Raw genomic sequence first — 22,849 nt, 5'->3', positions numbered from 1 at the left:
CCGGGAGCCCCGCCATGACCGCCACGGCCCGTACCCTTTCCCCCGGCCCCGCCGCCGCTCCGCCTGTTGCCGAAGTCATCGGCCTGCATGCGACCGCCTCGTCCGTGCCAACCCCGGCCGCGCCGTCCCGCCCGCCCCTGCTCGCCCGCGTCGACTGGCGGGGCGTCTGGGAAACCCTCGTCAAGACGGTGGCGGGCCCCTGCCTGGGCTTCGCGCTGCTGATCCTGGCCTGGCAACTGGTGTCCAACGCCATCCCCGAGATCCCCACCCCGGCCGTGACGGGCAAGGCGGCGCTGGCGCTGTTCTCCGACCCCTTCTACGACAACGGGCCCAACGACCAGGGCATAGGCTGGAACCTGTTGTCGTCGCTGCGGCGCGTGGCCATCGGCTTCGGCCTGGCGGCGCTGGTCGGCATCCCGGCCGGCTTCGTCATCGGCCGCTTCGCCGCGGTCAGCGCGGTGGTCTCGCCCCTGATCAGCCTGCTGCGCCCGGTCTCGCCGCTGGCGTGGCTGCCGCTGGGCCTGCTGCTGTTCAAGGCGGCCAACCTGGCCGCCATCTGGGCCATCTTCATCTGCTCCATCTGGCCGATGATCATCAACACCGCGGTCGGGGTGACGCGCGTGCCGCAGGATTACATGAACGTGGCGCGGGTGCTGAAGCTGTCCGAATGGAAGGTCATGACGCGCGTGCTGTTTCCCGCCGTGCTGCCCTACATGCTGACGGGGGTGAGGCTGTCCATCAGCACGGCCTGGCTGGTGATCGTCGCCGCGGAGATGCTGACCGGCGGCGTGGGCATCGGCTTCTGGCTGTGGGACGAATGGAACAACCTCAAGGTCGAGCACATCGTCATCGCCATCTTCGTGATCGGCATCGTCGGGCTGGTGCTGGAAGTCCTGCTGACGCAACTGGTCAAGCGCTTCACCTACGCCGACTGACACGAACAAGGAATCGCCATGGACAAGTTCCTCAGCATCGAAAACGTGGGCCAGGTCTTCAAGACCCGCAAGGGCAGCTTCGTGGCCCTGCGCGACATCGACCTGACCGTCGCCAAGGGCGAGTTCATCTCGCTGATCGGCCATTCGGGATGCGGCAAGTCGACGCTGCTCAATCTCGTGGCGGGCCTGACGCGCCCGACCTCCGGCGCGCTGATCTGCGCGGGACGCGAAATCGATGGCCCGGGCCCCGAGCGCGCGGTGGTGTTCCAGAACCACTCGCTGCTGCCCTGGCTGAGTTGCTACAAGAACATCCACCTGGGCGTGGAACGGGTGTTCGGCGCCACCGAGAGCAAGGCGCGGCTGCGCGAGCGTACGCTGGCCGCGCTGCAACTGGTGGGCCTGGCCCATGCCGAGCACAAGCTGCCGCACGAGATCTCGGGCGGCATGAAGCAGCGCGTGGGCATCGCCCGCGCGCTGGCGATCGAACCCGACGTGCTGCTGATGGACGAGCCATTCGGCGCGCTGGACGCGCTGACCCGCGCGCACCTGCAGGACGAGCTGCTGGAGATCGTGGCCAAGACGGGCAGCACGGTGATCATGGTCACCCACGACGTGGACGAGGCCGTGCTGTTGTCGGACCGCATCGTGATGCTGACCAACGGCCCGGCCGCCACCATAGGCGAGATCCTGGACGTGCGCCTGCCCCGGCCGCGCAGCCGGGTCGAACTGGCGGACGACGAGCACTACCATGCGTGCCGCACGGCCGTCATCGACTTCCTTTACCGCAAGCAAAGCCACCCCGCGCGCGAGGCGGCCTGACCGTCTTCCCATGCCTCGAGTCCTGCTGGTCAACGACACCGACAAGCCCATCGCCGAACTGCGCGAGGCCTTGCAGCGGGCGGGCTACGAGATCCTGGCCGACGTCGCGCATGCCCGCGCGCTGCTGCACGCCGTCGAGACCCAGCGCCCGGACGTGATCCTGATCGATACCGAATCGCCCACCCGCGACACGCTGGAACAACTGGCGGTCATGAACGCCTCGGCGCCTCGGCCGGTGGTCATGTTCTCGGACGCCGCCGACCAGTCCGTCATCCGGGCCGCGGTGCGCGCGGGTGTCACGACCTACGTGGTCGACGGCATGGCGCCCGGGAAGCTCGTTCCCATCCTCGAGGTGGCCTGTGCCCGCTTCGACGAGGAAGACAAGCTGCGGCGGCGCCTGGCCGAGGTCGAGCAACAGTTGGCCGACCGCAAGGACATCGACCGCGCCAAGGGCTGGCTGATGGACCGGTACGGGCTGGGCGAGTCCGAGGCATTCGAACTGCTGCGCGGCCAGGCCATGAAACAGGGCGTCAGGCTGGGCGACGTCGCGCGGCAGTTGCTGTCGCGGTCGGAGCCGCCATGCCCATGAACGGAGATACCCCGATGTCCTCCTCTCCCCCGGCGCCGCAGGCGGGCCGCGTGATCGCGGGGTCCGATGCGCCCGAAAAACCCCAGTTGCGCGTGGGCTTCATCGCGCTGACCGATTGCGCGCCGCTGGTCATCGCGGTGGCGCGGGGCTACGACCGCAAGTACGGGCTGGAGATCGTCCTGCAACGGCAGCCTTCGTGGGCGGCGGTGCGCGACAGGTTGCTGTCGGGCGACCTGGATGCCTCGCATGCGCTGTATGGACTGGGATACGGCATCCAGCTGGGGTTGGGCGGGCCGCAGCGCGACATGGCCATGCTGATGTCGCTGAACCAGGGCGGCCAGGCCATCACGCTGTCGCGCGCGCTGGCCGCCCGGGCGGCCAGCGGCGCGGCGCTGGCCCGCGTCATCCACGGGTCGCCCGATCGCCTGACCTTCGCCCACACCTTTCCGACCGGCTCCCACGCCATGCTGCTGTACTACTGGCTGGCCGCGCACGGCATCCATCCGCTGCATGACGTACGCAGTACCGTCATCCCGCCACCCCAGATGGCCGAGGCGCTGCGGCGCGGCGACGTGGACGGCTATTGCGTGGGAGAACCCTGGAACGCGCTGGCGCAGAGCGAAGGCAAGGGGCTTACCGTCGCGCTGACGTCCGAGGTCTGGCCCAACCACCCCGAGAAGGTGCTGGCCTGCACGCGCGACTTCGCCGATCGCCATCCGAACACGGCGCGGGCGCTGATCATGGCCTTGCTGGAAGCCTGCCGTTACCTGGACGTCCCCGCCCACAGGGAAGAGGCGGCCTCCTGGCTGGCGCTGCCCGATTTCGTGGACGCGCCGCGCGACGTGATCGCCGCGCGCCTGCTGCCGGAGAAGGCCGCGGACGGCAGCGCGCCCGGCATACGCTTCTTCGCCGACGGCGAGGCCAACTATCCGTATCTGTCGGACGGCATGTGGATGGCCACGCAGTACCGGCGATGGGGCATGCTGCGCGAGGATCCTGACTATCTGCGCATCGCGCAGTCCATCAACCGGCTGGACCTGTACCGCGAGGCGGCCGCGCAGCTGGGCGTGGCGGTACCCGCGTCCACCATGCGTTCCAGCCGGCTCATGGATGGCCGGACCTGGGACGGCGGCCATGCCGCGGGCTACGCGCGCGGCTTCGACATCCGGGCCTGAAGGCGCCGCGCGCGCACGCGGAAACGGGCTCGGCCGCCCCGCCGGGGTGCGCCGTGGGCACGGAACGCACAAGGCCGGTGCATGCGGCCCGGGCGAACCCCGCCTTCCGTCCCGGTCCAGCCCCGCCCATGCAGGGCGCCACCGGGTTTCCGCCCATCCGGCACGCCCCTTGCTTAATCCAGGATGCGGCCGCTCGCGCGGCACGCATTTCCGGGCGCCCGCACCCTGGGCGGCCCGGCCCCGGACAACGGCGTCCCCTCGCAGCCCTGCTGCGGCGGGACGCCGTTGTCGCTTCCGGAACAGTCTGATCGAGTCGAACATGATGAACAGATCGAAACTGGTCGTGGTGGGCAACGGCATGGCGGGCATACGCACGCTGGAAGAGCTGCTGACGCTGGCGCCCGACCGCTACGACATCACGGTCTTCGGCGCCGAGCCGCACCCGAACTACAACCGCATCCTGTTGTCGCCGGTCCTGGCCGGTGAGCAGGACTTCCAGGACATCGTGCTCAATCCCCTGTCCTGGTACGAGGAACACGGCATTGACTTGCGCACCGGCACGCCCGTCGCGCACATCGACAGGCGCCGCCGCGTGGTGGTGGCTGCCGACGGCACCGAGGCGCCCTATGACCGCCTGCTGCTGGCCACCGGATCCAATCCCTTCATCCTGCCGATACCGGGCAGGGACCTGGACGGCGTCATCACCTACCGCGACATCCAGGACACGCAGAAGATGATCGCGGCGGCCCGCACCCAGCGCCGCGCGGTCGTCATCGGCGGCGGCCTGCTGGGCCTGGAGGCCGCCAACGGGCTGAAGCTGCGCGGCATGGACGTGAGCGTGGTGCACCTGGGCGACTGGCTGCTGGAGCGCCAGCTCGACCGCACCGCCGGCAAGATGCTGGAGGCCTCGCTGGCCGATCGCGGGCTGGACTTCCTGCTGGGCCGCTCGACCAGCGAGATCCTGGGCGACGACGCCGGCCGCGTGCGCGGGGTGCGCTTCAAGGACGGCTCGGAGATCGAGACCGACCTGGTGGTGATGGCCGTGGGCATCCGGCCCAACACCGCCCTGGCCGAGGCGGCCGGCCTGCACTGCCGCAACGGCGTCGTCGTCAACGACGTGCTGCAGACCTTCGATCCGCGCATCTACGCCGTGGGCGAATGCGTGAACCACCGCGGCACGGCGTATGGCCTGGTGGCGCCGCTGTTCGAGATGGCCAAGGTGGCGGCCAATCACCTGGCCGAGCTGGGCTATGGCGCGTACAAGGGCTCGGTGCTGTCGACCAAGCTCAAGGTCACGGGCATAGACCTGTTTTCGGCCGGCGACTTCACCGGCGGCGCCGACACCGAGGACATCGTGCTGTCCGATCCGGCCGGCGGCGTCTACAAGCGGCTGGTCATCAAGGACGGCAAGCTGGTCGGCGCCTGCCTGTACGGCGACACCGTGGACGGCGCGTGGTACTTCAAGCTGCTGCGCGAGGGGCGTGCCATCGGCGAACTGCGCGACCGGCTGATGTTCGGCGAATCGAGCGTGGGCGACGCCGGCGTGCAGGGGCAGAGCCGCGCGGCGGCCATGCAGGACGCCGACGAGGTGTGCGGCTGCAACGGCGTCTGCAAGGGCACCATCGTGCGCGCCATCCAGGACCAGGGCCTGTTCACCGTGGACGACGTCAAGAAGCACACCAAGGCCGCGAGTTCCTGCGGCTCGTGCACCGGCCTGGTGGAACAGATCCTGATGAACACGCTGGGTTCCAATTTCCAGGAAGCGCCCAAGACCAAGGCGGTATGCGGCTGTACCGACCACAGCCACGCCGCGCTGCGCCAGGCCATACGCGAGCACCGGCTGCTGAGCCACGCCCAGGTCTACGAGTTCATGGACTGGCGCACCCCCAACGGCTGCAGCACCTGCCGGCCCGCGATCAACTACTACCTGATCTCGACCTGGCCCCACGAGGCGGTGGACGATCCGCAAAGCCGCTTCATCAACGAGCGCGCGCACGCCAACATCCAGAAGGACGGCACGTTCTCGGTGGTGCCGCAGATGAAGGGCGGCGTGACCAATCCCGACGAACTGCGCCGCATCGCCGACGTGGCCGACAAATACGCCATCCCCATGGTCAAGGTCACGGGCGGGCAGCGCATCGACCTGCTGGGCGTGAAGAAGGAAGACCTGGTGTCCGTCTGGCGCGACCTGGGCATGAACTCCGGCCATGCCTACGGCAAGTCCATCCGCACCGTGAAGACCTGCGTGGGCATGGAGTTCTGCCGCTTCGGCACGCAGGACAGCACGCGGATGGGCATCGAGCTGGAGACCATGCTGGCCAACATGTGGAGCCCGCACAAGGTCAAGCTGGCGGTGTCGGGCTGCCCGCGCAACTGCGCCGAATCGGGCATCAAGGACGTGGGCGTGATCGCCGTCGACAGCGGCTGGGAGATCTACGTGGGCGGCAACGGCGGCATCAAGACCGAGGTGGCGCAGTTCCTGGCCAAGGTGCGGACGCCGGAAGAGGTCAAGGAATATGCCGGCGCCTTCCTGCAGCTGTATCGCGAGGAAGCCTGGTACCTGGACCGGACCGTGCACTACATCGAGCGCGTGGGCCTGGACTACGTCAAGCGCCGGATCGTCGAGGACGCCGCCGGCCGCCGCGCGCTGCACGAACGCCTGCTGCATGCCTTGCAGGGCCTGCGCGACCCCTGGGCCGAACGGGTGGACGGCAAGGCCGCCCGCGAATACATCCCCCTGAAACTGGTCTCGGAGGAAATCGCATGATGAGCGCCCACGACGCACACCCCTGGATACGCCTGTGCCGGGTCGACGACATCCCGCGCCTGGGCAGCCGCGTCGTCGAGCGCGCGGAGGGCAACCTGGCGGTGTTCCGCACCGCCCAGGACAAGGTCTTCGCGCTGCTGGACCGGTGTCCCCACAAGGCCGGGCCGCTGTCGCAAGGCATCGTGCACGGCGAATCGGTGACCTGCCCGCTGCACGGCTGGCAGCTCGGGCTGGAGGACGGCCGCGCCCGGGCGCCCGACGAGGGATGCGCGCGCCGCTTCCCCGTGCGCGTGGACGAAGGCGTGGTCTACCTGGGCCTGGACTGAAGGCGGGAGGACGTCATGGGCGAGCCACGAACCACCGCGTCGACCTGCTGCTACTGCGGCGTGGGTTGCGGTGTCCTGATCGACAGCGAGGATGGCCGCATCACGGGCGTGCGCGGCGATCCCGACCACCCCGCCAATGCCGGCAGGCTGTGCTCCAAGGGCCTGTCGCTGGCGCAGACCGCCCAAAGCGATGCCGGCCGCGCGCTGCGCCCGGCGTGGCGGCCGCGGCGCGAAGCGCCGCTCGCGCCGGTGGACTGGGACACCGCGCTGGACCACGTGGCCGCCCGGCTGGCCGACGTCGTGCGCCGGCACGGCCCCGACGCGGTGGCCTTCTACGTGTCCGGGCAGTTGCTGACCGAGGACTACTACGTCTTCAACAAGCTGGCCAAGGGCCTGGTCGGCACCAACAACATCGACACCAATTCCCGCCTGTGCATGTCCAGCGCCGTGACCGGCTACAAGCTGTCGCTGGGCGCCGACGGACCGCCCACCTGCTACGAGGACCTGGACCACGCGGACACGGTCCTGATCGCCGGCAGCAACATGGCCTACGCCCATCCGGTGCTGTACCGCCGGCTGGAAGCCGCGCGCGAGGCTCGGCCCGGCACGCGCTGGATCGTCGTGGACCCGCGGCGCACCGACACCGCGGCGATGGCGGACCTGCACCTGCCCATCCAGCCGGGTACCGACGTCGCGCTGTTCAACGGCATGCTGCACCACCTGATCTGGGAAGGCTGGCTGGATCCGGACCACATCGCCGGCAGTACCGAGGGCTTCGACGCCGTCAAGCGCATGGTGCGCGACACGCCCCCGTCGGTGGCCGCGGCGCTGTGCGGCATACGCGAGCGCGACCTGTGCCAGGCGGCCGAATGGTTCGCCCGCAGCCCCGCCACGCTGTCGCTGTACTGCATGGGCCTGAACCAGTCCAGCCATGGCACGGACAAGAACCTGGCGCTGATCAACCTGCACCTGGCCACCGGCCAGATCGGCCGCGCCGGCGCCGGCCCCTTTTCGCTGACGGGCCAGCCCAACGCCATGGGCGGCCGCGAAGTGGGCGGCATGGCGACCATGCTGGCCGCCCACCGGGACATCGCCAGCCAGACGGACCGCGCCGAGGTGGCCGCGTTCTGGGGCGTGGATGCCGTGTCCGACCGGCCGGGGCTGGCCGCCGTCGACATGTTCCAGGCCCTGGAGACCGGCAAGGTCAAGGCGATATGGATAGCCTGCACCAACCCCGCCCATTCCCTGCCGGATCTCGCGGCCGTGCGGCGCGCGCTGCGCCGGGCCGAGCTGGTGGTGGTGCAGGAAGCCTATGCCGACACCGATACGGTGGCCTACGCCGACGTATTGCTGCCCGCATCGAGCTGGGGCGAGAAGGACGGCACCGTCACCAACTCGGAACGCCGCATCTCGCGCGTGCGGCCCGCCGTGGCGCCGCCCGGCCAGGCGCGCGCCGACTGGCGCATCGCGGCCGAGGTCGGGCGGCGCATGCAGGCCCTGCTGCGTCCGGGCACGCCGGACCTGTTCCCCTACCGGACGCCGCGCGAGATATTCGACGAACACCGGGCGCTGACCCGCGGGCGCGACCTGGACATCAGCGGACTGGACTACGAGTTGCTCGAGACACGCGGCCCCCAGCAATGGCCCTTCCCCGCCGGCCAGGCCACCGGCCTGGCGCGCCGCTACGCCGACGGCCGCTACGCCACCGCATCCGGCCGCGCGCGCTTCCAGCCCGTGCCCTATCGCCCCGTGGCGGTGGCGACCAGCGCGCGCCATCCTTTCCACCTGACCACGGGCCGGCTGCGCGACCAGTGGCACGGCATGAGCCGCACCGGCCGCATCGCCCAGGCCTTCTCGCACGCGCCGGACCCCACCCTGGACATGCACCCAGCCGACGCATCCCGGCGCGGGCTGGCCGACGGCGACCTGGTGCGCGTGGCCAGCCGCGACGGTGCCATGGTGCTGCCGCTGCGGCTGACGGAGGACGTGCCGCCCGGCAGTCTGTTCGCGGCCATGCACTGGAACGCGCAGTTCCTGAACAGCGGCGGCATCAACGAGGTCTGCAATGCGGCCGTGGACGACAAGTCCTTCCAGCCCGAGCTCAAGCACAGCGCGGTCCGGGTCGAGAAGGCGGAGCTGGAATGGCGGATCCGTGCGGCGATCGCGGCCACGGACCAGGAAGACACGCAACGCCTGCGCGCCGCGCTGCGTCCCCTGCTGGCGCCCTGTGGCTACGCCGCGCTGGGCCTGCGCGGCGACGCCTCGCGCTCCGTGCTGACGCTGACCGCCGCGATGGCGGCTCCCGATGAAGCCTGGCTGGACGCGCTGGCCGTCGCGCTGGACATGGGCGCGAGCCCCGACGTCCTGGAATACCGCGACCGCGGCCAGGGCGTACGCAAATGCGCGCGCTGGGAGGCGGGACGGCTGCGCGCCTTCCTGCTGGCCGGCGACGCCGGCCATGCCGAACCGCTGATCGAACGCCTGCTGTCCGCCGAGCCGTGGAGCGGCTCGCGCCTGCGCGTCTTCACGCCCGAAGGCGGCGCCCCCGCGCGGGACCGCACGGTCTGCCAATGCAAGGGCGTGCCCGAATCGGCCATCGCCGCCGCCATCGCGCGCGGGGCCGACGTCGCGGCGCTGAAAGCCAGCTTGGGGTGCGGGACCGTGTGCGGGTCCTGCGTTCCGGAACTGTCCCGCCTGTGCGGGGCCTCGCGGATGTCGGCATGACGCCGCCTCGACAAGGACGATGACATGAAGCCAGGACGAGTGATTCTGATGGGCGCCGGCCCGGGCGACCCGGACCTGCTGACACGCAAGGCGGTCCGCGCCCTGCTGTCGGCGGACGTGCTGTTGCTGGACGAACTGGTGCCGCCCGACATCGCCGAACTCGCTCCCCGGGCGCGGGTGCTGCGGGTGGGCAAGCGCGGCGGCTGCCGTTCCACGCCCCAGCCCTTCATCCAGCGGCTGATGCGCCGCTACGCGCTGCAAGGCAGGACCGTGGTGCGCGTCAAGGGTGGCGAAGCCTTGATGTTCGGACGCGCGGGCGAAGAAATCGCCTTCCTGGAAGCCGCCGGCATCGAAGTGGAGCTGATCAATGGCATCAGCGCCGGCATGGCGGCCGCCGCGGCGCTGGGCATCTCGCTCACCCACCGGGATCACTGCCACGGGGTCAGCTTCGTCACCGCCCATACCCAGGACGGCGCGCAGCCGGACTGGCAGGCGCTGGCGCGCAGCCGCACCACGCTGGTCATCTACATGGGCATGCAGCGTATCGAGCAAGTGCAGGCCGGCCTGCTGGCGCACCTGCCCGCCTCCACCCCGGCCGCGGTGGTGCAGTGGGCCTCGACACCGCGCGAAACAAGGCTGGCGACCCGGCTGGGCCAGCTGGCGGACGATGCGCGCGGGGCGGGGCTGGGCAGCCCCGCGATCATCCTCGTGGGAGACGCGATCGGCCTGGCCCGCGCGCATGCCGCGCCGGCCATGCGCCACAGCGCCTGACCGGGCATCGCCGCAGCGTCAGCGGCGGCGCCCCGCCATCCATGCCAGGGTGTCCTCGGTCCGGCCCGTGGGCACGTACTCGGCGCCGACGAAGCCGTCGTAGGGCAGCTCGTCCAGCGCGGCGAACACGTTGGGGAAATGGATTTCGCCGGTCCCCGGCTCGTGGCGCCCCGGCGTGTCGGCGAACTGGATGTGGCCGATGCGCGCACAGTGGGTGCGCAGGCTGCGGATCAGGTCGCCCTCCATGATCTGCATATGGTAGAGGTCGTACTGGATGCGCAGGTTGGGATGCGCCGCGCGATCGATGACGTCGAGCGCGGCCCGCGTGGTGTCGATCAGGTAGCGGGGACGGTCCACGGTATTGACCGCCTCGGTCACCACGCCCATGCCCAGGTCGCCCAGGACCTGGGCGGCGTGGGCCAGGTTGCCGGCCAGCGTATCCAGGCAGCGCTCGCGATCGTGCTCGGGCCCGGGGCAACCCGCCAACACGTTGACGTTGCGGGGCCGCAGCACCTGCGCAACCTTGGCGGCCTGCGCCACCGCCTCGCGAAAGGCGGCCTCCCTTCCCGGCACCGCCGCCAGGCCCTGTCCGCCCGCCATCAGATCGCCCGCCGGCACGTTGCACAGCGCCAGCTCGACCCCCGCCGCGTGAAGCGCGTCGCGCCACCGCGCGGCCTCGTGGTCGTAGGGAAACTGGACCTCGACGGCGTCGAAGCCGGCCCGGCGGGCGGCCGCCGGCCGCTCCAGTTCGGGCACCTCGAGGAAGAGCATGGACAGGTTGGCCGAGAATCGGATCATGGCGGGAATCAGGACAGGTTCGAGACGGAAGCGCGCACGGTTCAGGACTCCTCGGGAAAGCCGCGCAGGAAGAACCGGCGGGCGCGCCCCAGCAGGAAGTTCAGCACCAGGCCAAGCAGCGAGATCGCGACCAGCGCGACGAACATGTCGACGGTGATGAAGCTGCGCGAGGCGATCACCAGCTGGTGGCCGAGGCCGTCGGTGGACGTGATCATCTCCGCCAGGAACACCACCACGCAGGAAATGACCAGGCCGATGCGGCAGCCGGTCAGGATGGACGGCATGGCCGCCGGCAGGACGATGGAAGTCACGATGCGCGAGCGCGGCGTGCCGGCGGCCAGCGCCGACCAGATCAGCTTGGGTTCCACCGAGCGCGCGCCATGCAGCGTGGCGAGCAGGATGGGAAAGGCGGCGTCGGCCACGACCAGCGCGATCTTGGACGAATGGTCGAAACCCAGCAGCAGGATGAAGGCGGGATAGAGCGCCACCTTGGGGATGGGGCCCAGCACCCTGACCACGGGCACCACGACCGCGGCGCCCACCTTGGACCGGGCGGCCGCCATGCCCAGGCCGACGCCCAGCACCAGCGCGATGAAGAAGCCCACGAACAGACGGAACAGGGTGATGCCGACATCGGACAGGAAAGCCGGCGAAGCCAGTTGCTCGAGCAGCCTCATGACCACCGCGTACAGGCTGGGCAACTGGTTCTCGGTGACCCGACCCGACATCGCCAGCCCCTGCCATGCGGCCAGGATCAGCACGATGGGCAGCGCGCCGATGAACGAAGAGATGCGGCGGACCGTCTTCATAGCGCCCCCATGGCGGCATCGGACTGCCGGTCGGCCCAGCGGGTCAGCCGCGCGCGCACCGCCTCGAAACACATGTCGAGCACGATGCCCAGGAGGCCGATGACGATGATCATGGCGTACACGGTCTCGTACTGGGCCATGTCCATGGCATTGAACAGGATGTTGCCCGCGCCGGTCTGGCGCGCGATCATTTCGCTGGTGATCATGGTGATCAGGCCCATCACGATGCCGGTCCGGCAGCCGGTCAGGATCTCCGGCAGCGCGGCCGGCAGCACGATCCGGAACATGCGCTGCGCGCCGTTCATGCCCATGGCCGCGGCGGACCACAGCATCTTCTCCTCGACCGCGCGCGCCCCCTGGTAGCTGTGGTACAGCAGCGGCAGGCTGACGCCCAGGAACACCACCAGGATCTTCGAGGCATCGCCCACGCCCAGCCACAGCATGATGAGCGGCATCAGCGCGGCCTTGGGAATGGGATAGACCACCATCAGGAGCGGATTCATCAGCGTCTCGACCACCGGCGAACGGCCCATCAGGAGCCCGATGGGACCGGCCACCATCAGCGCCAGGACGAAGCCGATCAGCATGCGCCGCAGCGAATCCAGGATGTCGAAGGTCGCCTGCGGATCGGCGAAGATGCGCGGCAGTTCGGTCAGCGCCTGCGCGGCCGTCGGCAGGCCCGGGTTGTCGTACAGGCGCGCCGCCAGTTCCCATGCCGCCAGCAGCCCCAGGCACACCAGCAGCGCGGAAACGCCCGGCGCTCGCAGCAGCTTCTTCACGCCGCTTCCTCCTGCTCGGGCTGGTTGTCGATCATCGCCTCGATGTCGATGACGTATTGCTGGTAGCGGGGGTTGAGCAGCAGCTCGGCGCGCATGCGCGGCCGGGGCAGGTCGATGGTGACGATTTCCTTGATGCGCCCGGGCGACTTGGTCAGCACCACGACCCGGTCGGACAGGTAGACCGCCTCTTCCACGCTGTGGGTGACGAACAGCACGCTCTTGCGGTCGCGCTCCCAGATCTTGAGCAGGTCGTTCTGCAGGCGGTTGCGGGTATGCGCGTCCAGCGCGCCGAACGGTTCGTCCATCAGCAGGACGGCGGGGTTGTAGGCCAGCGTGCGGGCGATGGCCACCCGCTGCTTCATGCCGCCCGACAATTGCTTGGCGTAGAAATTCTCGTAGCCCGACAGGCCCACCATGGACAGCAGCTCACGCGCCCGCGCCTCGGCCGGCGCCCGGGCCACGCCCTGCTGGCGCAGGCCGTAGGCCACGTTGCCCAGCACCGTCTTCCACGGATAGAGCGCGAACTCCTGGAACACCGGCCCGCGGTCCGGGCCGGGACCGGTGACCGGCCGGCCGTCGATCTCGACCGACCCCGAACTCTGCTTGACGAATCCGCCCACGATGTACAGCAGCGTGGACTTGCCGCAACCCGAGGGGCCGAGGATGGAGATGAACTCGCCGTCGCGAAGGTCCAGGGAAATGTCCGACAGCGCGACATGCCGCTCGCCCTTGCCGACGGCGAAGACCTGGGAAACGTGCTTGATGGCAATCATGGAGAAGTTCCAGAGCGCGGCCCCGCCCGTGCGGGACCTGTCCTTGCATCGCGCCGGGGCGCTACTTGATCGGGGCGTGGATGTCGCCGTTCCTGAACGAGGCCACGTCCACCTTTTGCGACATCAGGCCCGCCTGCGTGAAGCTGTCGAGCAGGCTCTGGATGGCCGGGAAGTTGGGGGCCATGCCGGGATCGCGGGCGAAGTCGTTGCCCTTGAGCAGGTAGGTATCCAGCACCGATACCGGCGCCTTGGTCACCTCGGACACGACCTTCAGCGTCTCGGGACGATTGGCCAGCACCTTGCCCATCGCGGTGGTCAGGTCACGGATGTAGGCCTTCACCAGCTCGGGGTTCTGGTCCACGAAATCCTTGCGGCACGCTTCCAGGATGTGCACGAAATTGGGCTGCTGGTCGGCCACCGAGAACAGCTTGCGCAGGCCGCCCTTGGCCTCGGCGCGCGCGGCGAAAGGCTGGTTCAGCACGCCGGCGTCCACGCGGCCCGAACGGATGGCATCCTCGGACGGCGCAAAACCGGTCTCGATCATCTTCACGTCGGTCTTGGGGTCGAGGCCGTTCTTCTCCAGCATCTGCACCAGCGGCGCGTAGACGCCGGCGCCCAGCACCGACACGCCGATGCGCTTGCCCTTGAGGTCCTTGACGGACTTGATGGGCGAATCGTCCTTGACGGCCCAGTACACCGAGAAGCTGGTGGGCGTCTCGAACACGTGCTGGGCGATGATCGAGGTCTGCACCTTGGCCTCGATCAGGCCCTGCCCCACGGACAGCGGCGTCTGCGTGCCGCAGTCCACCGCCTTGGCGGCGAAGGCCTGCATGACGGGCGAGGTGCCCTGGAACTGCACCCACTCGATCTTGTATTTCGAGCCCAGTTGCGGGAACTCGGCGGGGCGCTTCATCATCCAGTACTTGGCCTCCTCGGCCGGAATCAGCCAGCCCACGCGGATCACCTGCTGGGCGGCGGCGGGTACGGACCATGCGGCGATGAGGCCGGTCAGGGCAAGCGCTGCGATTTTCTTCATGAATGACTCCTGGCAGGTTGACGATCGGATTTCAATTCCACGATGCTTGGGGGGTCAGCGGCTTTCGCTCAGCTTGTAGATTTCGAGCGCTTCGGACTCGGGGCCCCGCGTCGCGTTGACCAGCCGGAACATCTGCGAGGCGACGGCGGTCATCGGCACCGGCGTACCGGTCTGGCGGGCCAGTTCGACCACGCTGTCCAGGTCCTTGAGCATGGTGTAGGTGTGGCCGATGGGGGGATTGTGGATACCCTGCGCCATGCGCGGCAGGAACAGCTGCAGCGGCTTGGAGTCGGCGAACCCGCCGGCCAGGGCCTGCGGCAGCAGCATCGGATCGATGCCCGAGTTCGCCGCCAGCCGGGTGGCCTCGGCCAGGATGGCCATGGTGCCGCCCACGATGATCTGGTTGCACAGCTTGGTCGTCTGCCCCGCCCCCAGCGGCCCCATCAGTGTGAAGCGCTGGGCCATGTGCGCCACGTAGGGCTGCACGCGATCGTAGTCTTCCTGGCTGCCGCCGGCCATGATGGCCAGCGATCCTTCCTCGGCGCCCTTGGTCCCGCCCGACACCGGCGCATCCATCCAGCGCATGCCGTTGGCGGCAGCCAGGCGGGCCGCGATGTCACGCGTGGCGGCCGGCGTGATGGACGAGAAATCGACCACCACCTTGCCCCGGCCGGGCACGAACGCGAGCCCGTTCGCGCCGAACACCACGTCCTCGACCGCGGCGGCGTCGGTCAGGCACATGAACACGATGTCGGCCTCGCGTGCCACCTCGGCGGGACTGGCCGCCACGCGCGCGCCGGCCGCCCGGGCCGGTTCGGCCTTGGCCGCCGACCGGTTCCAGACGGCAAGTTCGCAACCCGCCGCCCGCAACCGCAGCGACATGGGCAGGCCCATCAGGCCCATGCCCAGATATCCCAATCGTGCCGTGCTACTCATGATGCTTCCTTTGTCTCGAAGGCGGTGGCGTTCAAACGGAGGGGGCCGCCGGCTCGGGCCACTGCGCGCCCCCGGCATGGGTGACGGCGCCGGTATCGGCCTGCCCCACGGTCCTGGCGTACTTGGACAGCAGCCCTGCCTTGTGATTGGGCGGCGGCGGTTGCCAGGCGGCACGGCGGCGCGCCAGCTCGGCATCGTCCACCAGCAGTTCCAGGGTGCGCGCGTCGCCGTCGATGCGGATGCGGTCGCCGTCGCGCACCAGCGCCAGGGGGCCGCCCGCGGCCGCCTCGGGCGCGATGTGGCCCACGCAGATGCCGCGCGTGGCGCCCGAGAACCGGCCGTCGGTCAACAGGGCCACCTTCTCGCCCATCTGCTGGCCGTAGATCAGCGCCGTCACGCCCAGCATCTCGCGCATGCCGGGGCCGCCGGCCGGGCCCTCGTAGCGGATGATGAGCACGTCGCCCTCGGCGTAGCGCCGCTGGCTGACGGCCTCGGCGCAGGCATCCTCGCCGTCGAACACACGGGCGGGACCTTCATGCACGCGCTTGGCCAGGCCCGCGACCTTCAGCAGCGCGCCGCTGGGCGCGAGGTTGCCCTTGAGCACCGCCAGGCCGCCGTCGACCAGGATGGGCTGATCGGCCCGGCGCACGACCTTCTCGTCGGGCTCCGGCGCCGCGCCATGCTCCTCGGCCAGCGTGCGGCCGGTCACGGTGACGCAGCTGCCGTCGATGTGCCCGCTGCGTATCAGTTCGCGTATCAACACCGACACGCCGCCGATGTCGTAGACGTCCTTGGCCACGTACTTGCCGCCCGGCCGCAGATCGCCGATCAGCGGCGTGCGCGCGAACACCGCCGCCACGTCGTCCACGTCGAAGGCGATGCCGGCCTCGTTGGCGATGGCGGGAATGTGCAGCGCCGCGTTGGTCGAGCCGCCGGTGGCCGCCACCAGCGCACAGGCGTTCTCCAGCGCCTTGCGCGTGACGATGTCGCGCGGCAGCGGGCCGCCGTTCTCGATCAGCTTCATCACGATCTGGCCGGCGCGCCGAGCGATGTCCAGGCGCTCGGAGTACACGCCCGGCACCATGGCCGAATTCGGCACGGTCAGCCCCAGCGCCTCGGCCACCATGGCCATGGTGTTGGCGGTGAACTGGCCGGCGCAGGCGCCGATGGTGGGCTTGCAGGCGCGCTCGAGCATCATGACCTTCTCTTCGGTCATCTTGCCCGTCTGCGCCGCGCCCACCGCTTCATAGGCATCCAGCACCGTGATGTCGCGCCCTTCGAAACGGCCCGGCAGCGCGCTGCCGCCGTAGACGAACACGCCCGGCACGTTGCAGCGGACCAGGCCCATCATCGCACCAGGCAGGGTCTTGTCGCAGCCGCCGAACGCCACCAGCCCGTCGTGCGCATGGCCGTGCACCACGGCCTCGATGGAATCGGCGATCAGCTCCCGGCTGACCAGCGAGAACTTCATGCCCTCGTGGTTCATGCCTATGCCGTCGGACACCGAGATGGTGGAGAACTCCCGCGGCGTGCCGCCGGCCGAGGCGACCCCCATGCGCGCGGCCTCGACCTGCGGCGCGTGGGTCATGTTGCAAGGGCTCAGGTCGCCGCGCATGCTGACGATGCCCACCATGGGCTTGGCGATGTCCTCGTCGTCCAGGCCCGTGGCGCGCATGAAGGCGCGGTGCGGCGTCCGGTCCAGTCCCTCGCGGGTGATGTCGGATCTCAGGCGCTTGGTCTTCATTCTCTTCTACTCCGGATTCTGGGTCTTCGTTGCCGGCCTTATCGGCTCATGGCATCGGGCACGGCGCTGAGCCGGTCGAACACCCAGCTCACGTCGGTCTCGATGAATTTTCGGGCCTGCGCATAGTCGCCCGCGCGCATGGCCGCCACCGCGGACTCGTGCAGGCGATCGGCGGCGATGGTGTCGGTGTGCAGGAACTCGCGCGTGGCGCGCAGGTAGGCGCCCGACTGCAGCCAGAGGCTGTCGATCATGGCAAGCATGACGGGCGACTGCGCGGCCTGGTAGATGGTGTAGTGGAAGATGCGGTTCTTCTCCAGGCTGTCGGCCAGCCCTTCGCGCGAACGGCGCGCCACCGTGATCTCGGCGGCCAGTTGTTCCAGGTCGTCCAGCTGGCGGGCGGTCAGCCGCGGTCCCGCCCATTCGGTGACCGTGCCCTCGATCAGCACGCGCGAGCGCCGGATGTCGTCCAGCCGCTCGGGCGTGATCAGCGGCACGCGCACGGTGCCGCTGCGCATCGGTTCCAGCCCTTGCTGCGCCACCAGTTGGCGCAGCGCTTCCCGCACCGGCATGGTGCTGGTTTCCAGCGCGTTGGCCAGGTCCTGGATGCCCAGCAGCTGGCCGGCGGGATATTCGCCGTGCATCAGCTTGTTGCGCAGGGTCTGGTAGACCGCGTCGGACACCGAGGACCGAACGACGGGTTTGATTTCGCCCAGGGCAGGGAGCATGGCGGCCATCCTAGACGCAGTAGAAATCGATCATGGTGGGAATGACGTCGTTCATCAGCACGATCTTCTTGGCGGCGATGCGCCAGCCCTCGCCTTCCGGCCGCAGCAGGTGCTCGTAGCGGCCGAAGAAGGTGTGCTGGTCGCGGTGCTTGACGTTGTAGACATGGCAGGTCCAGGCCGACTCGACCCGCACCCGGCCTTCGCCGGCCGCCGTCGCCACGCATCCCGTCACGGCGTGACAGGTACGGGGCAAGGGAGTGGACGCGACCGACAGCCCGGACCGCACCCGCCAGACCCGGTCTTCCAGGCCCGCGCGCGCGGCGCAATACATCAACGACAACTCGCTGTCCGGCGATACCGACAGGCGATGTTCGTCGGTCCAGGCCGGCAGCCAGAAACTCGCGTCCTCGGCATACAGCGCCAGCCAGTCGTCCCAGCGCTGCGCGTCCAGGTGGGCGGCCTCCTGGAACACGACGGCCTGCGCATCGGCCTGCACTTCCAGCGCCAGCCTGCTCATTTCAACTTCCTCGACCAGTTGCGGTACAGCGCGTGGAACACGGTTTCATCGCTCATCTCGAACGGCCCCGAGATCGACGTATCGGGCGCGATGTCCAGTTCCGCCGCATGGGCGTCGGCGCCCCGTACCACCCGCCCCATGCCGCGCGCATAGCCTTGCTGCCATTCGATCTCGCCACTTTCGAAGCCGCGCTGGCAGTCCTCGAAGGTGACCGTGTCGTCCGGCGTGGCCAGCCCGCTGGGGTTGAAGAAATCCTCGTACTGGCGCAGGCGCTGGCGCCGCTGCTCGGCATCCTCGCCCACCGGGGCCAGGCAATAAGAGGTGATCTCGGTCAGGTCCACCGCCAGCGGGCGGATCACGCGCATCTGCAGGGCCGCGTTGGAAGCCAGCTGCAGGTTGGGAAAGATGTTGCACTGGCGCGTGCGCAGCATCCATTCGGCGCGCGTATCGCCCACGCGCGCGCGCAGTTCCGGCAGGCGCGCATACAAGGGGTGGTTCTCCACCGGCGAGGTGGTCCATACCAGCGCGTGCCCGTTGGGAAAGCCGAAGGATCCCATCATTTCCTCGCGCTTCTTGCCGCCGGCCTGCCAGATCGCCGCCTCGACGTCGGTGCGCCCCGCCATCCCCGAGCGCCGGTCCAGCAGCCGCAGGTAGGACGGATGCGTGGACGTGAAATGGTAGGCGTCGGTGGAATTCTCCAGCTGCAGCTTCCAGTTGGCGCGATAGGTATAGGTGACCGCGCCGGGAACGATTTCCAGGCCGGCCTCGCTCTGGTCGACCGCCATGTCGATGAAGCGCCGGATGTCGCCCAGGTGTGTCTCGAGCGGCGGCACCTCGGCCGCCAGGCTGGCGAACAGGAAGCCGCGGTATTCCGCGAAGCGGGCCACCGGCTGGAGGTCGTGGCTGTCGTCGTCGAAGGCGGCGGGATAGTCGCCCTGGGCCCTGCCCTTGACGCCCAGGTTGCGCCCGTCGCTGCCATAGGCCCAGCCGTGGTAGTGGCAGACATGAGTGCGGCGATTGCCGCGCCGCTGGTGGAAGACCAGGGCGCCCTTGTGACGACAGGAATTGTGGAAACAGCGCAGCGTGCCGTCCTGGCCGCGCATGACGACCAGCGGCTGCCGGCCGATGCTGGTCGTGAGGTAGTCCTGCGGGTTGGGCACCTGGGAAGCATGGGCGACGAACACCCAGCCGCCATGGAAAAAGCGGTCCATTTCCCGGGCGTAGACATCCTGGCGACGGAAAACGTCGCGATGGACGCGGAATACGCCGTCCGCAGGCCGGTCGTCGATGAGCTGGGCGATGTCTGCCGGCATTGATTCCCCGAGGCGCGCCAGAATTCGATATTGGATATTCGATCTTTGATCAAATCCTAGCAAGCGGATGACCACGATGACCAGGGGGTTTACCCGTGCCGCGCCACCGCGCGCACCCCGGCGTAAACTGCGCCCACTCTTGCGGAACCGACGACATGAAGAAGATCGCCGCGCTACTGGCCCTGGCCGCCTTCGCACTCTGGGCCGGCAACACCTCGCTGTTCCACGCCCCCCGCGACGGTCACCCGCTCCCCCTGGCGCATCGCGGCGTGCACCAGACCTATGCCGTGCAGGACCTGGACGCCGATACCTGCACCGCGGCCCGGATCCGGCCGCCCGTGCACGGCTACATGGAAAACACGCTCGCCTCGATGCGTGCCGCCTTCGAGGCCGGCGCCCGGACGGTCGAACTGGACGTGCACCTGACCCCGGACGGGAAGTTCGCGGTCTTTCACGACTGGACGCTGGACTGCCGCACGAACGGCCACGGCGTCACCCAGGACACGCCCATGACGGTGTTGCGGACCCTGGACGTCGGCCATGGCTATACCGCCGACGACGGCAGGACCTGGCCGCTGCGAGGCCGCGGCGTGGGCCAGATGCCCACGCTGGACGAGGTGCTGGACGCCTTCCCCGGCGGCCGCTTCCTGGTCAATTTCAAGAGCCGGCGGGAAGAGGAAGGCCGGGCCCTGGCGGAAATGCTCGCGGCCCATCCCGCGTGGCGCGAGGCGGTCATGGGCGTCTACGGCGGCGCCGAGCCCACGCGCGCCAGCATCGCGCGCGTGCCGGGGCTGCGTGGCTACGATCGCGCATCCACGCTGTCCTGCCTGCTGCGCTACGAACTCCAGGGCTGGAGTGGCATCGTGCCCGAGGCATGCCGCAATACGCTGGTGATCGTGCCGGTCAACTACGCCTGGGCATTGTGGGGCTGGCCCTATCGTTTCGCCGCACGCATGCGCGAGGCGGGCAGCGAGGTCATCGTGATGGGCGCCTACTCGGGCGGGGGCTTCAGTTCGGGCATCGACACGCCGGCCGACCTGGCGCAGGTGCCGGCCCGCTTTCCCGGCCATGTCTGGACCAATCGGATAGAAACGATGGGCGGCCCTATCCGGGCGCATTGAGCCGGTACGCGCGCCTCCCCGTGCACCGCCCCGAGTTCGCACTTACCGCAGAAAACCTTCAAGGACACCGCATGACTCTCGCCCCGCCTCCCAGCTACCCGCGCTGCTTCATCGCCCTGGGGCCGGACGCCGCCACGCGCTTGGACCTGGCAGACCGTGCCGCGCGCTTGCCCGGAACCCCTCTGCGGCCGGCCGATTTGCATCTCACCCTGGCCTTCCTCGGCGGGTTGGACGCCGGCCAGGCCGACCGGCTGGCCGAAGCGCTGGGCGCACTGGCCACCGCCGTGCCGCCGCTGGACAGTCTCGCATTCGAGCTCTGGCCACATCCCGCGCACCCACGCGTGGCAGTGCAGGCCTACGCGCTTTCCGACAGGCTCCGCGCCTTGGTGGCCCAGGTCCAGGCCATCTTGCGAAGCATGGACCTGCCGGTCGAAACCCGGCCCTTCCGGCCGCACGTCACCCTGGCGCGGTTCGGGCACGATCGAGCAGTGCCACCGATCCCGGCTGCACCGCAGGCGCCGCCAGCGGCGTTCGACAGCCTGGGCCTGTATTGTTTGGCGGCGCGGGAAACCGGGTTGCGCTACCAGGTCCTGTATCGCTGGGCCCTGCCACGGTGACGGCGCCGGGATCCGTCATGCAGGATCCCGCCTGGGCAGGCTCCACGCGAACCACCTGCGCTCGATCCGCTCGATGGCCTGGTAAAGCAGCAAGCTCAACACGACGAGGATGGCCAACGCCACGAAAGACTGCGGCATTTTCATCATCGACGTGGAGAACAGGATCAGGTAGCCCAGACCGCTCTCGGCGGTGACGAACTCGCCCACCACCGCGCCGATCACGGCCAGCGTGATACAGACCTTGAGCGCGCTGAAGATGTAGGGCACCGCGAACGGCATACGAATGAACCAGAGTTCGCGGTTGCGGCTGGCCCGCAGCGAGCGCGAGAGCTCCAGGATTTCGGCCGGCGTCGCCCGCAATCCCGTGACCAGCGAGATCACCAGCGGAAAAAAAGTGATCAGACAGGTAATGACCACGCGCGGCAGCACGCCCGCTCCCAGCGCGACAACGATGATGGGCGCCACTGCGACGATGGGTGTCGAATGGATGACCACCAGTATCGGCACCAGCGTGCGCGACAAGAGCGGCGAGTGGGTAATCATCACCGCGACCGGGAAGCTGACGGCAATGGCGGCGACGAAGCCGGCGATCACCACCTCCACCGTGCTGCGGAAATGACCAAACAGCTGCGGCGCGGTAAACGTTCCGGCCGCGCGCACGATTTCCGACGGCGCCGGAAACACATAGGCCGGTATCGCAAACAAGCGGCAGGCAAGCTCCCAAGCCGCGAGCAGCCCGGCGGCCGTCAACAGCGGGGCATGGCGATGGGCGTAGGTAAGCAGCGGGTGCATCGTCTAGGGTTCCGTCCTGCGGGTGAACACCTGTTCCCGGATGTCATTGGCCATGCGGTTGAAGCGGGAGTCGGTCAGCGTATCGAGCGAACGCGGCCTGGCGAAGGGTACGTCGATCACATCGCGCACGCGCCCCGGCCGGGCCTGCATTACGACGATGCGATCGGACAGAAGCAATGCCTCGGGGATCGAATGCGTCACAAACACGACCGTCTTGGGCGTATCGCGCAGAATGCGCAACAGCTCGAGGCTCATCTCGTCGCGCGTGAGCGCGTCGAGCGCCGAGAACGGCTCGTCCATCAAGAGGATATCGGGATCGTGCAACAGCGAACGGGCAATGCCCACCCGCTGCTGCATGCCTCCCGACAGTTCATCGGGCCGCTTGTCGATGAAATCGGCCAACCCTACCATGCCCACGAGTTCGCGGGCGCGGGCCAGCGTCGCCGGATCCACCCGGCCCATCTTGAGCTTGACGGGAAACGCCACGTTGTCGAGCACGCTCATCCACGGCAACAGCGTCGGGCGCTGGAAAACGATGCCGATTTCGTCGCGCGGCTCACTCACGGGCTGGCGATAGATGCGAATGCTTCCCGCGCTGGCGGGCAGCAGCCCGGCCATCAGCCGCAACAGCGTCGACTTGCCGCAACCCGATGGCCCGATCAGCGCGACGAACTCGTGCCGGGCAATGCCGAGGTCTATGCCGCTCAAGGCCTCCGTACTGCTGCGGTCGCTGGTGACAAACGTCTTGCCGACGCCGGCCAGTTCGATGATGGGCGACTCCAT

The 22,849-nt window shown here is 69.1% G+C and carries 22 protein-coding genes; 10 read left to right on the top strand and 12 right to left on the bottom strand.

Translation table 11 applies throughout. The annotated features are described in order from the left end of the window. The first annotated feature begins 14 nt into the window (after window positions 1–14). The 8 genes from ntrB (at window position 15) to cobA (ending at window position 10,106) form a co-directional block, all read left to right on the top strand. The gene (ntrB, locus tag N5K27_RS09340; protein WP_279815918.1) at window positions 15–935 is read left to right on the top strand and encodes a nitrate ABC transporter permease; all 921 of its coding nucleotides are present in this window, start codon (window positions 15–17) and stop codon (window positions 933–935) included. Between the two features lie 18 nt (window positions 936–953). Continuing rightward, a complete protein-coding gene (locus N5K27_RS09335; protein ID WP_132980621.1) occupies window positions 954–1,754 on the top strand; it encodes an ABC transporter ATP-binding protein in 801 nt (266 codons plus the stop codon). A gap of 10 nt (window positions 1,755–1,764) precedes the next feature. Then, the gene (locus N5K27_RS09330) at window positions 1,765–2,343 is read left to right on the top strand and encodes an ANTAR domain-containing protein (protein ID WP_087838542.1); all 579 of its coding nucleotides are present in this window, start codon (window positions 1,765–1,767) and stop codon (window positions 2,341–2,343) included. Window positions 2,344–2,357: 14 nt separating this feature from the next. Then, window positions 2,358–3,518, top strand: coding sequence for a CmpA/NrtA family ABC transporter substrate-binding protein (locus N5K27_RS09325; protein ID WP_279815917.1), 1,161 nt, complete (start codon window positions 2,358–2,360; stop codon window positions 3,516–3,518). A 322-nt stretch (window positions 3,519–3,840) separates the two neighbouring features. Next, window positions 3,841–6,285 carry a nitrite reductase large subunit NirB gene (gene nirB / locus N5K27_RS09320; protein WP_279815941.1) on the top strand — a complete coding sequence of 815 codons (2,445 nt, stop codon included), beginning with the start codon at window positions 3,841–3,843 and terminating at the stop codon, window positions 6,283–6,285. Next, the gene (nirD, locus tag N5K27_RS09315) at window positions 6,285–6,611 is read left to right on the top strand and encodes a nitrite reductase small subunit NirD (protein WP_207958696.1); all 327 of its coding nucleotides are present in this window, start codon (window positions 6,285–6,287) and stop codon (window positions 6,609–6,611) included. Before nirB ends, nirD begins: the two co-directional genes overlap by 1 nt. A 15-nt stretch (window positions 6,612–6,626) precedes the next feature. Then, a complete protein-coding gene (locus tag N5K27_RS09310) occupies window positions 6,627–9,335 on the top strand; it encodes a nitrate reductase (RefSeq protein WP_279815916.1) in 2,709 nt (902 codons plus the stop codon). Between the two features lie 24 nt (window positions 9,336–9,359). Then, window positions 9,360–10,106 carry a uroporphyrinogen-III C-methyltransferase gene (cobA, locus tag N5K27_RS09305; protein ID WP_279815915.1) on the top strand — a complete coding sequence of 249 codons (747 nt, stop codon included), beginning with the start codon at window positions 9,360–9,362 and terminating at the stop codon, window positions 10,104–10,106. A gap of 18 nt (window positions 10,107–10,124) precedes the next feature. Here the strand turns inward: cobA and N5K27_RS09300 are convergent, their stop codons facing one another. From N5K27_RS09300 to N5K27_RS09255, 10 genes are all read right to left on the bottom strand, one after another. Next, entirely contained in the window at window positions 10,125–10,904 is a 780-nt protein-coding gene (locus N5K27_RS09300; RefSeq protein ID WP_279815913.1) for a TIM barrel protein, read from the bottom strand. A gap of 41 nt (window positions 10,905–10,945) precedes the next feature. Beyond that, window positions 10,946–11,713, bottom strand: a complete 768-nt coding sequence (locus N5K27_RS09295) for an ABC transporter permease subunit (RefSeq protein WP_279815912.1) — start codon at window positions 11,711–11,713, stop codon at window positions 10,946–10,948. Further along, a complete protein-coding gene (locus N5K27_RS09290) occupies window positions 11,710–12,492 on the bottom strand; it encodes an ABC transporter permease (protein ID WP_279815909.1) in 783 nt (260 codons plus the stop codon). The genes N5K27_RS09295 and N5K27_RS09290 overlap by 4 nt, the downstream gene beginning before the upstream one ends. Further along, window positions 12,489–13,265 carry an ABC transporter ATP-binding protein gene (locus tag N5K27_RS09285; RefSeq protein ID WP_087838550.1) on the bottom strand — a complete coding sequence of 259 codons (777 nt, stop codon included), beginning with the start codon at window positions 13,263–13,265 and terminating at the stop codon, window positions 12,489–12,491. Before N5K27_RS09285 ends, N5K27_RS09290 begins: the two co-directional genes overlap by 4 nt. Before the next feature lie 61 nt (window positions 13,266–13,326). Continuing rightward, window positions 13,327–14,301 carry an ABC transporter substrate-binding protein gene (locus N5K27_RS09280; protein ID WP_087838551.1) on the bottom strand — a complete coding sequence of 325 codons (975 nt, stop codon included), beginning with the start codon at window positions 14,299–14,301 and terminating at the stop codon, window positions 13,327–13,329. 54 nt (window positions 14,302–14,355) lie between these two features. Next, entirely contained in the window at window positions 14,356–15,237 is an 882-nt protein-coding gene (locus N5K27_RS09275) for an NAD(P)-dependent oxidoreductase (protein WP_279815906.1), read from the bottom strand. A gap of 31 nt (window positions 15,238–15,268) precedes the next feature. After that, complete coding sequence (gene ilvD, locus N5K27_RS09270; RefSeq protein WP_087838553.1) at window positions 15,269–16,981, bottom strand: dihydroxy-acid dehydratase; 1,713 nt, start codon at window positions 16,979–16,981, stop codon at window positions 15,269–15,271. 38 nt (window positions 16,982–17,019) lie between these two features. Continuing rightward, entirely contained in the window at window positions 17,020–17,706 is a 687-nt protein-coding gene (locus N5K27_RS09265) for a GntR family transcriptional regulator (protein WP_165963346.1), read from the bottom strand. A gap of 10 nt (window positions 17,707–17,716) precedes the next feature. Then, window positions 17,717–18,223 (bottom strand): aromatic-ring-hydroxylating dioxygenase subunit beta, encoded by a 507-nt coding sequence (locus N5K27_RS09260; protein ID WP_087838555.1) that lies wholly within the window; start codon window positions 18,221–18,223, stop codon window positions 17,717–17,719. Further along, window positions 18,220–19,536, bottom strand: coding sequence for an aromatic ring-hydroxylating dioxygenase subunit alpha (locus tag N5K27_RS09255; RefSeq protein ID WP_279815902.1), 1,317 nt, complete (start codon window positions 19,534–19,536; stop codon window positions 18,220–18,222). The genes N5K27_RS09260 and N5K27_RS09255 overlap by 4 nt, the downstream gene beginning before the upstream one ends. Window positions 19,537–19,691: 155 nt before the next feature. Between N5K27_RS09255 and N5K27_RS09250 the strand changes: the two genes are divergently transcribed. Together N5K27_RS09250 and thpR are read left to right on the top strand one after the other, a co-directional pair. Then, window positions 19,692–20,657, top strand: a complete 966-nt coding sequence (locus N5K27_RS09250) for a glycerophosphodiester phosphodiesterase family protein (protein WP_279815900.1) — start codon at window positions 19,692–19,694, stop codon at window positions 20,655–20,657. Window positions 20,658–20,728: 71 nt separating this feature from the next. After that, window positions 20,729–21,274 carry an RNA 2',3'-cyclic phosphodiesterase gene (gene thpR / locus N5K27_RS09245; RefSeq protein WP_132980618.1) on the top strand — a complete coding sequence of 182 codons (546 nt, stop codon included), beginning with the start codon at window positions 20,729–20,731 and terminating at the stop codon, window positions 21,272–21,274. A 15-nt stretch (window positions 21,275–21,289) separates the two neighbouring features. Here thpR and N5K27_RS09240 read toward each other — a convergent pair whose 3' ends face one another. Continuing rightward, window positions 21,290–22,066, bottom strand: a complete 777-nt coding sequence (locus N5K27_RS09240; RefSeq protein WP_132980617.1) for an ABC transporter permease — start codon at window positions 22,064–22,066, stop codon at window positions 21,290–21,292. A 3-nt stretch (window positions 22,067–22,069) separates the two neighbouring features. Further along, complete coding sequence (locus N5K27_RS09235; protein WP_132980616.1) at window positions 22,070–22,849, bottom strand: ABC transporter ATP-binding protein; 780 nt, start codon at window positions 22,847–22,849, stop codon at window positions 22,070–22,072.

This window comes from Pigmentiphaga sp. GD03639 (assembly GCF_029845405.1).
Classification (GTDB): domain Bacteria; phylum Pseudomonadota; class Gammaproteobacteria; order Burkholderiales; family Burkholderiaceae_B; genus Pigmentiphaga; species Pigmentiphaga daeguensis.
Note: the sequence above shows the minus strand (reverse complement) of the source record. Positions and strands in the feature narration are given on the sequence as shown.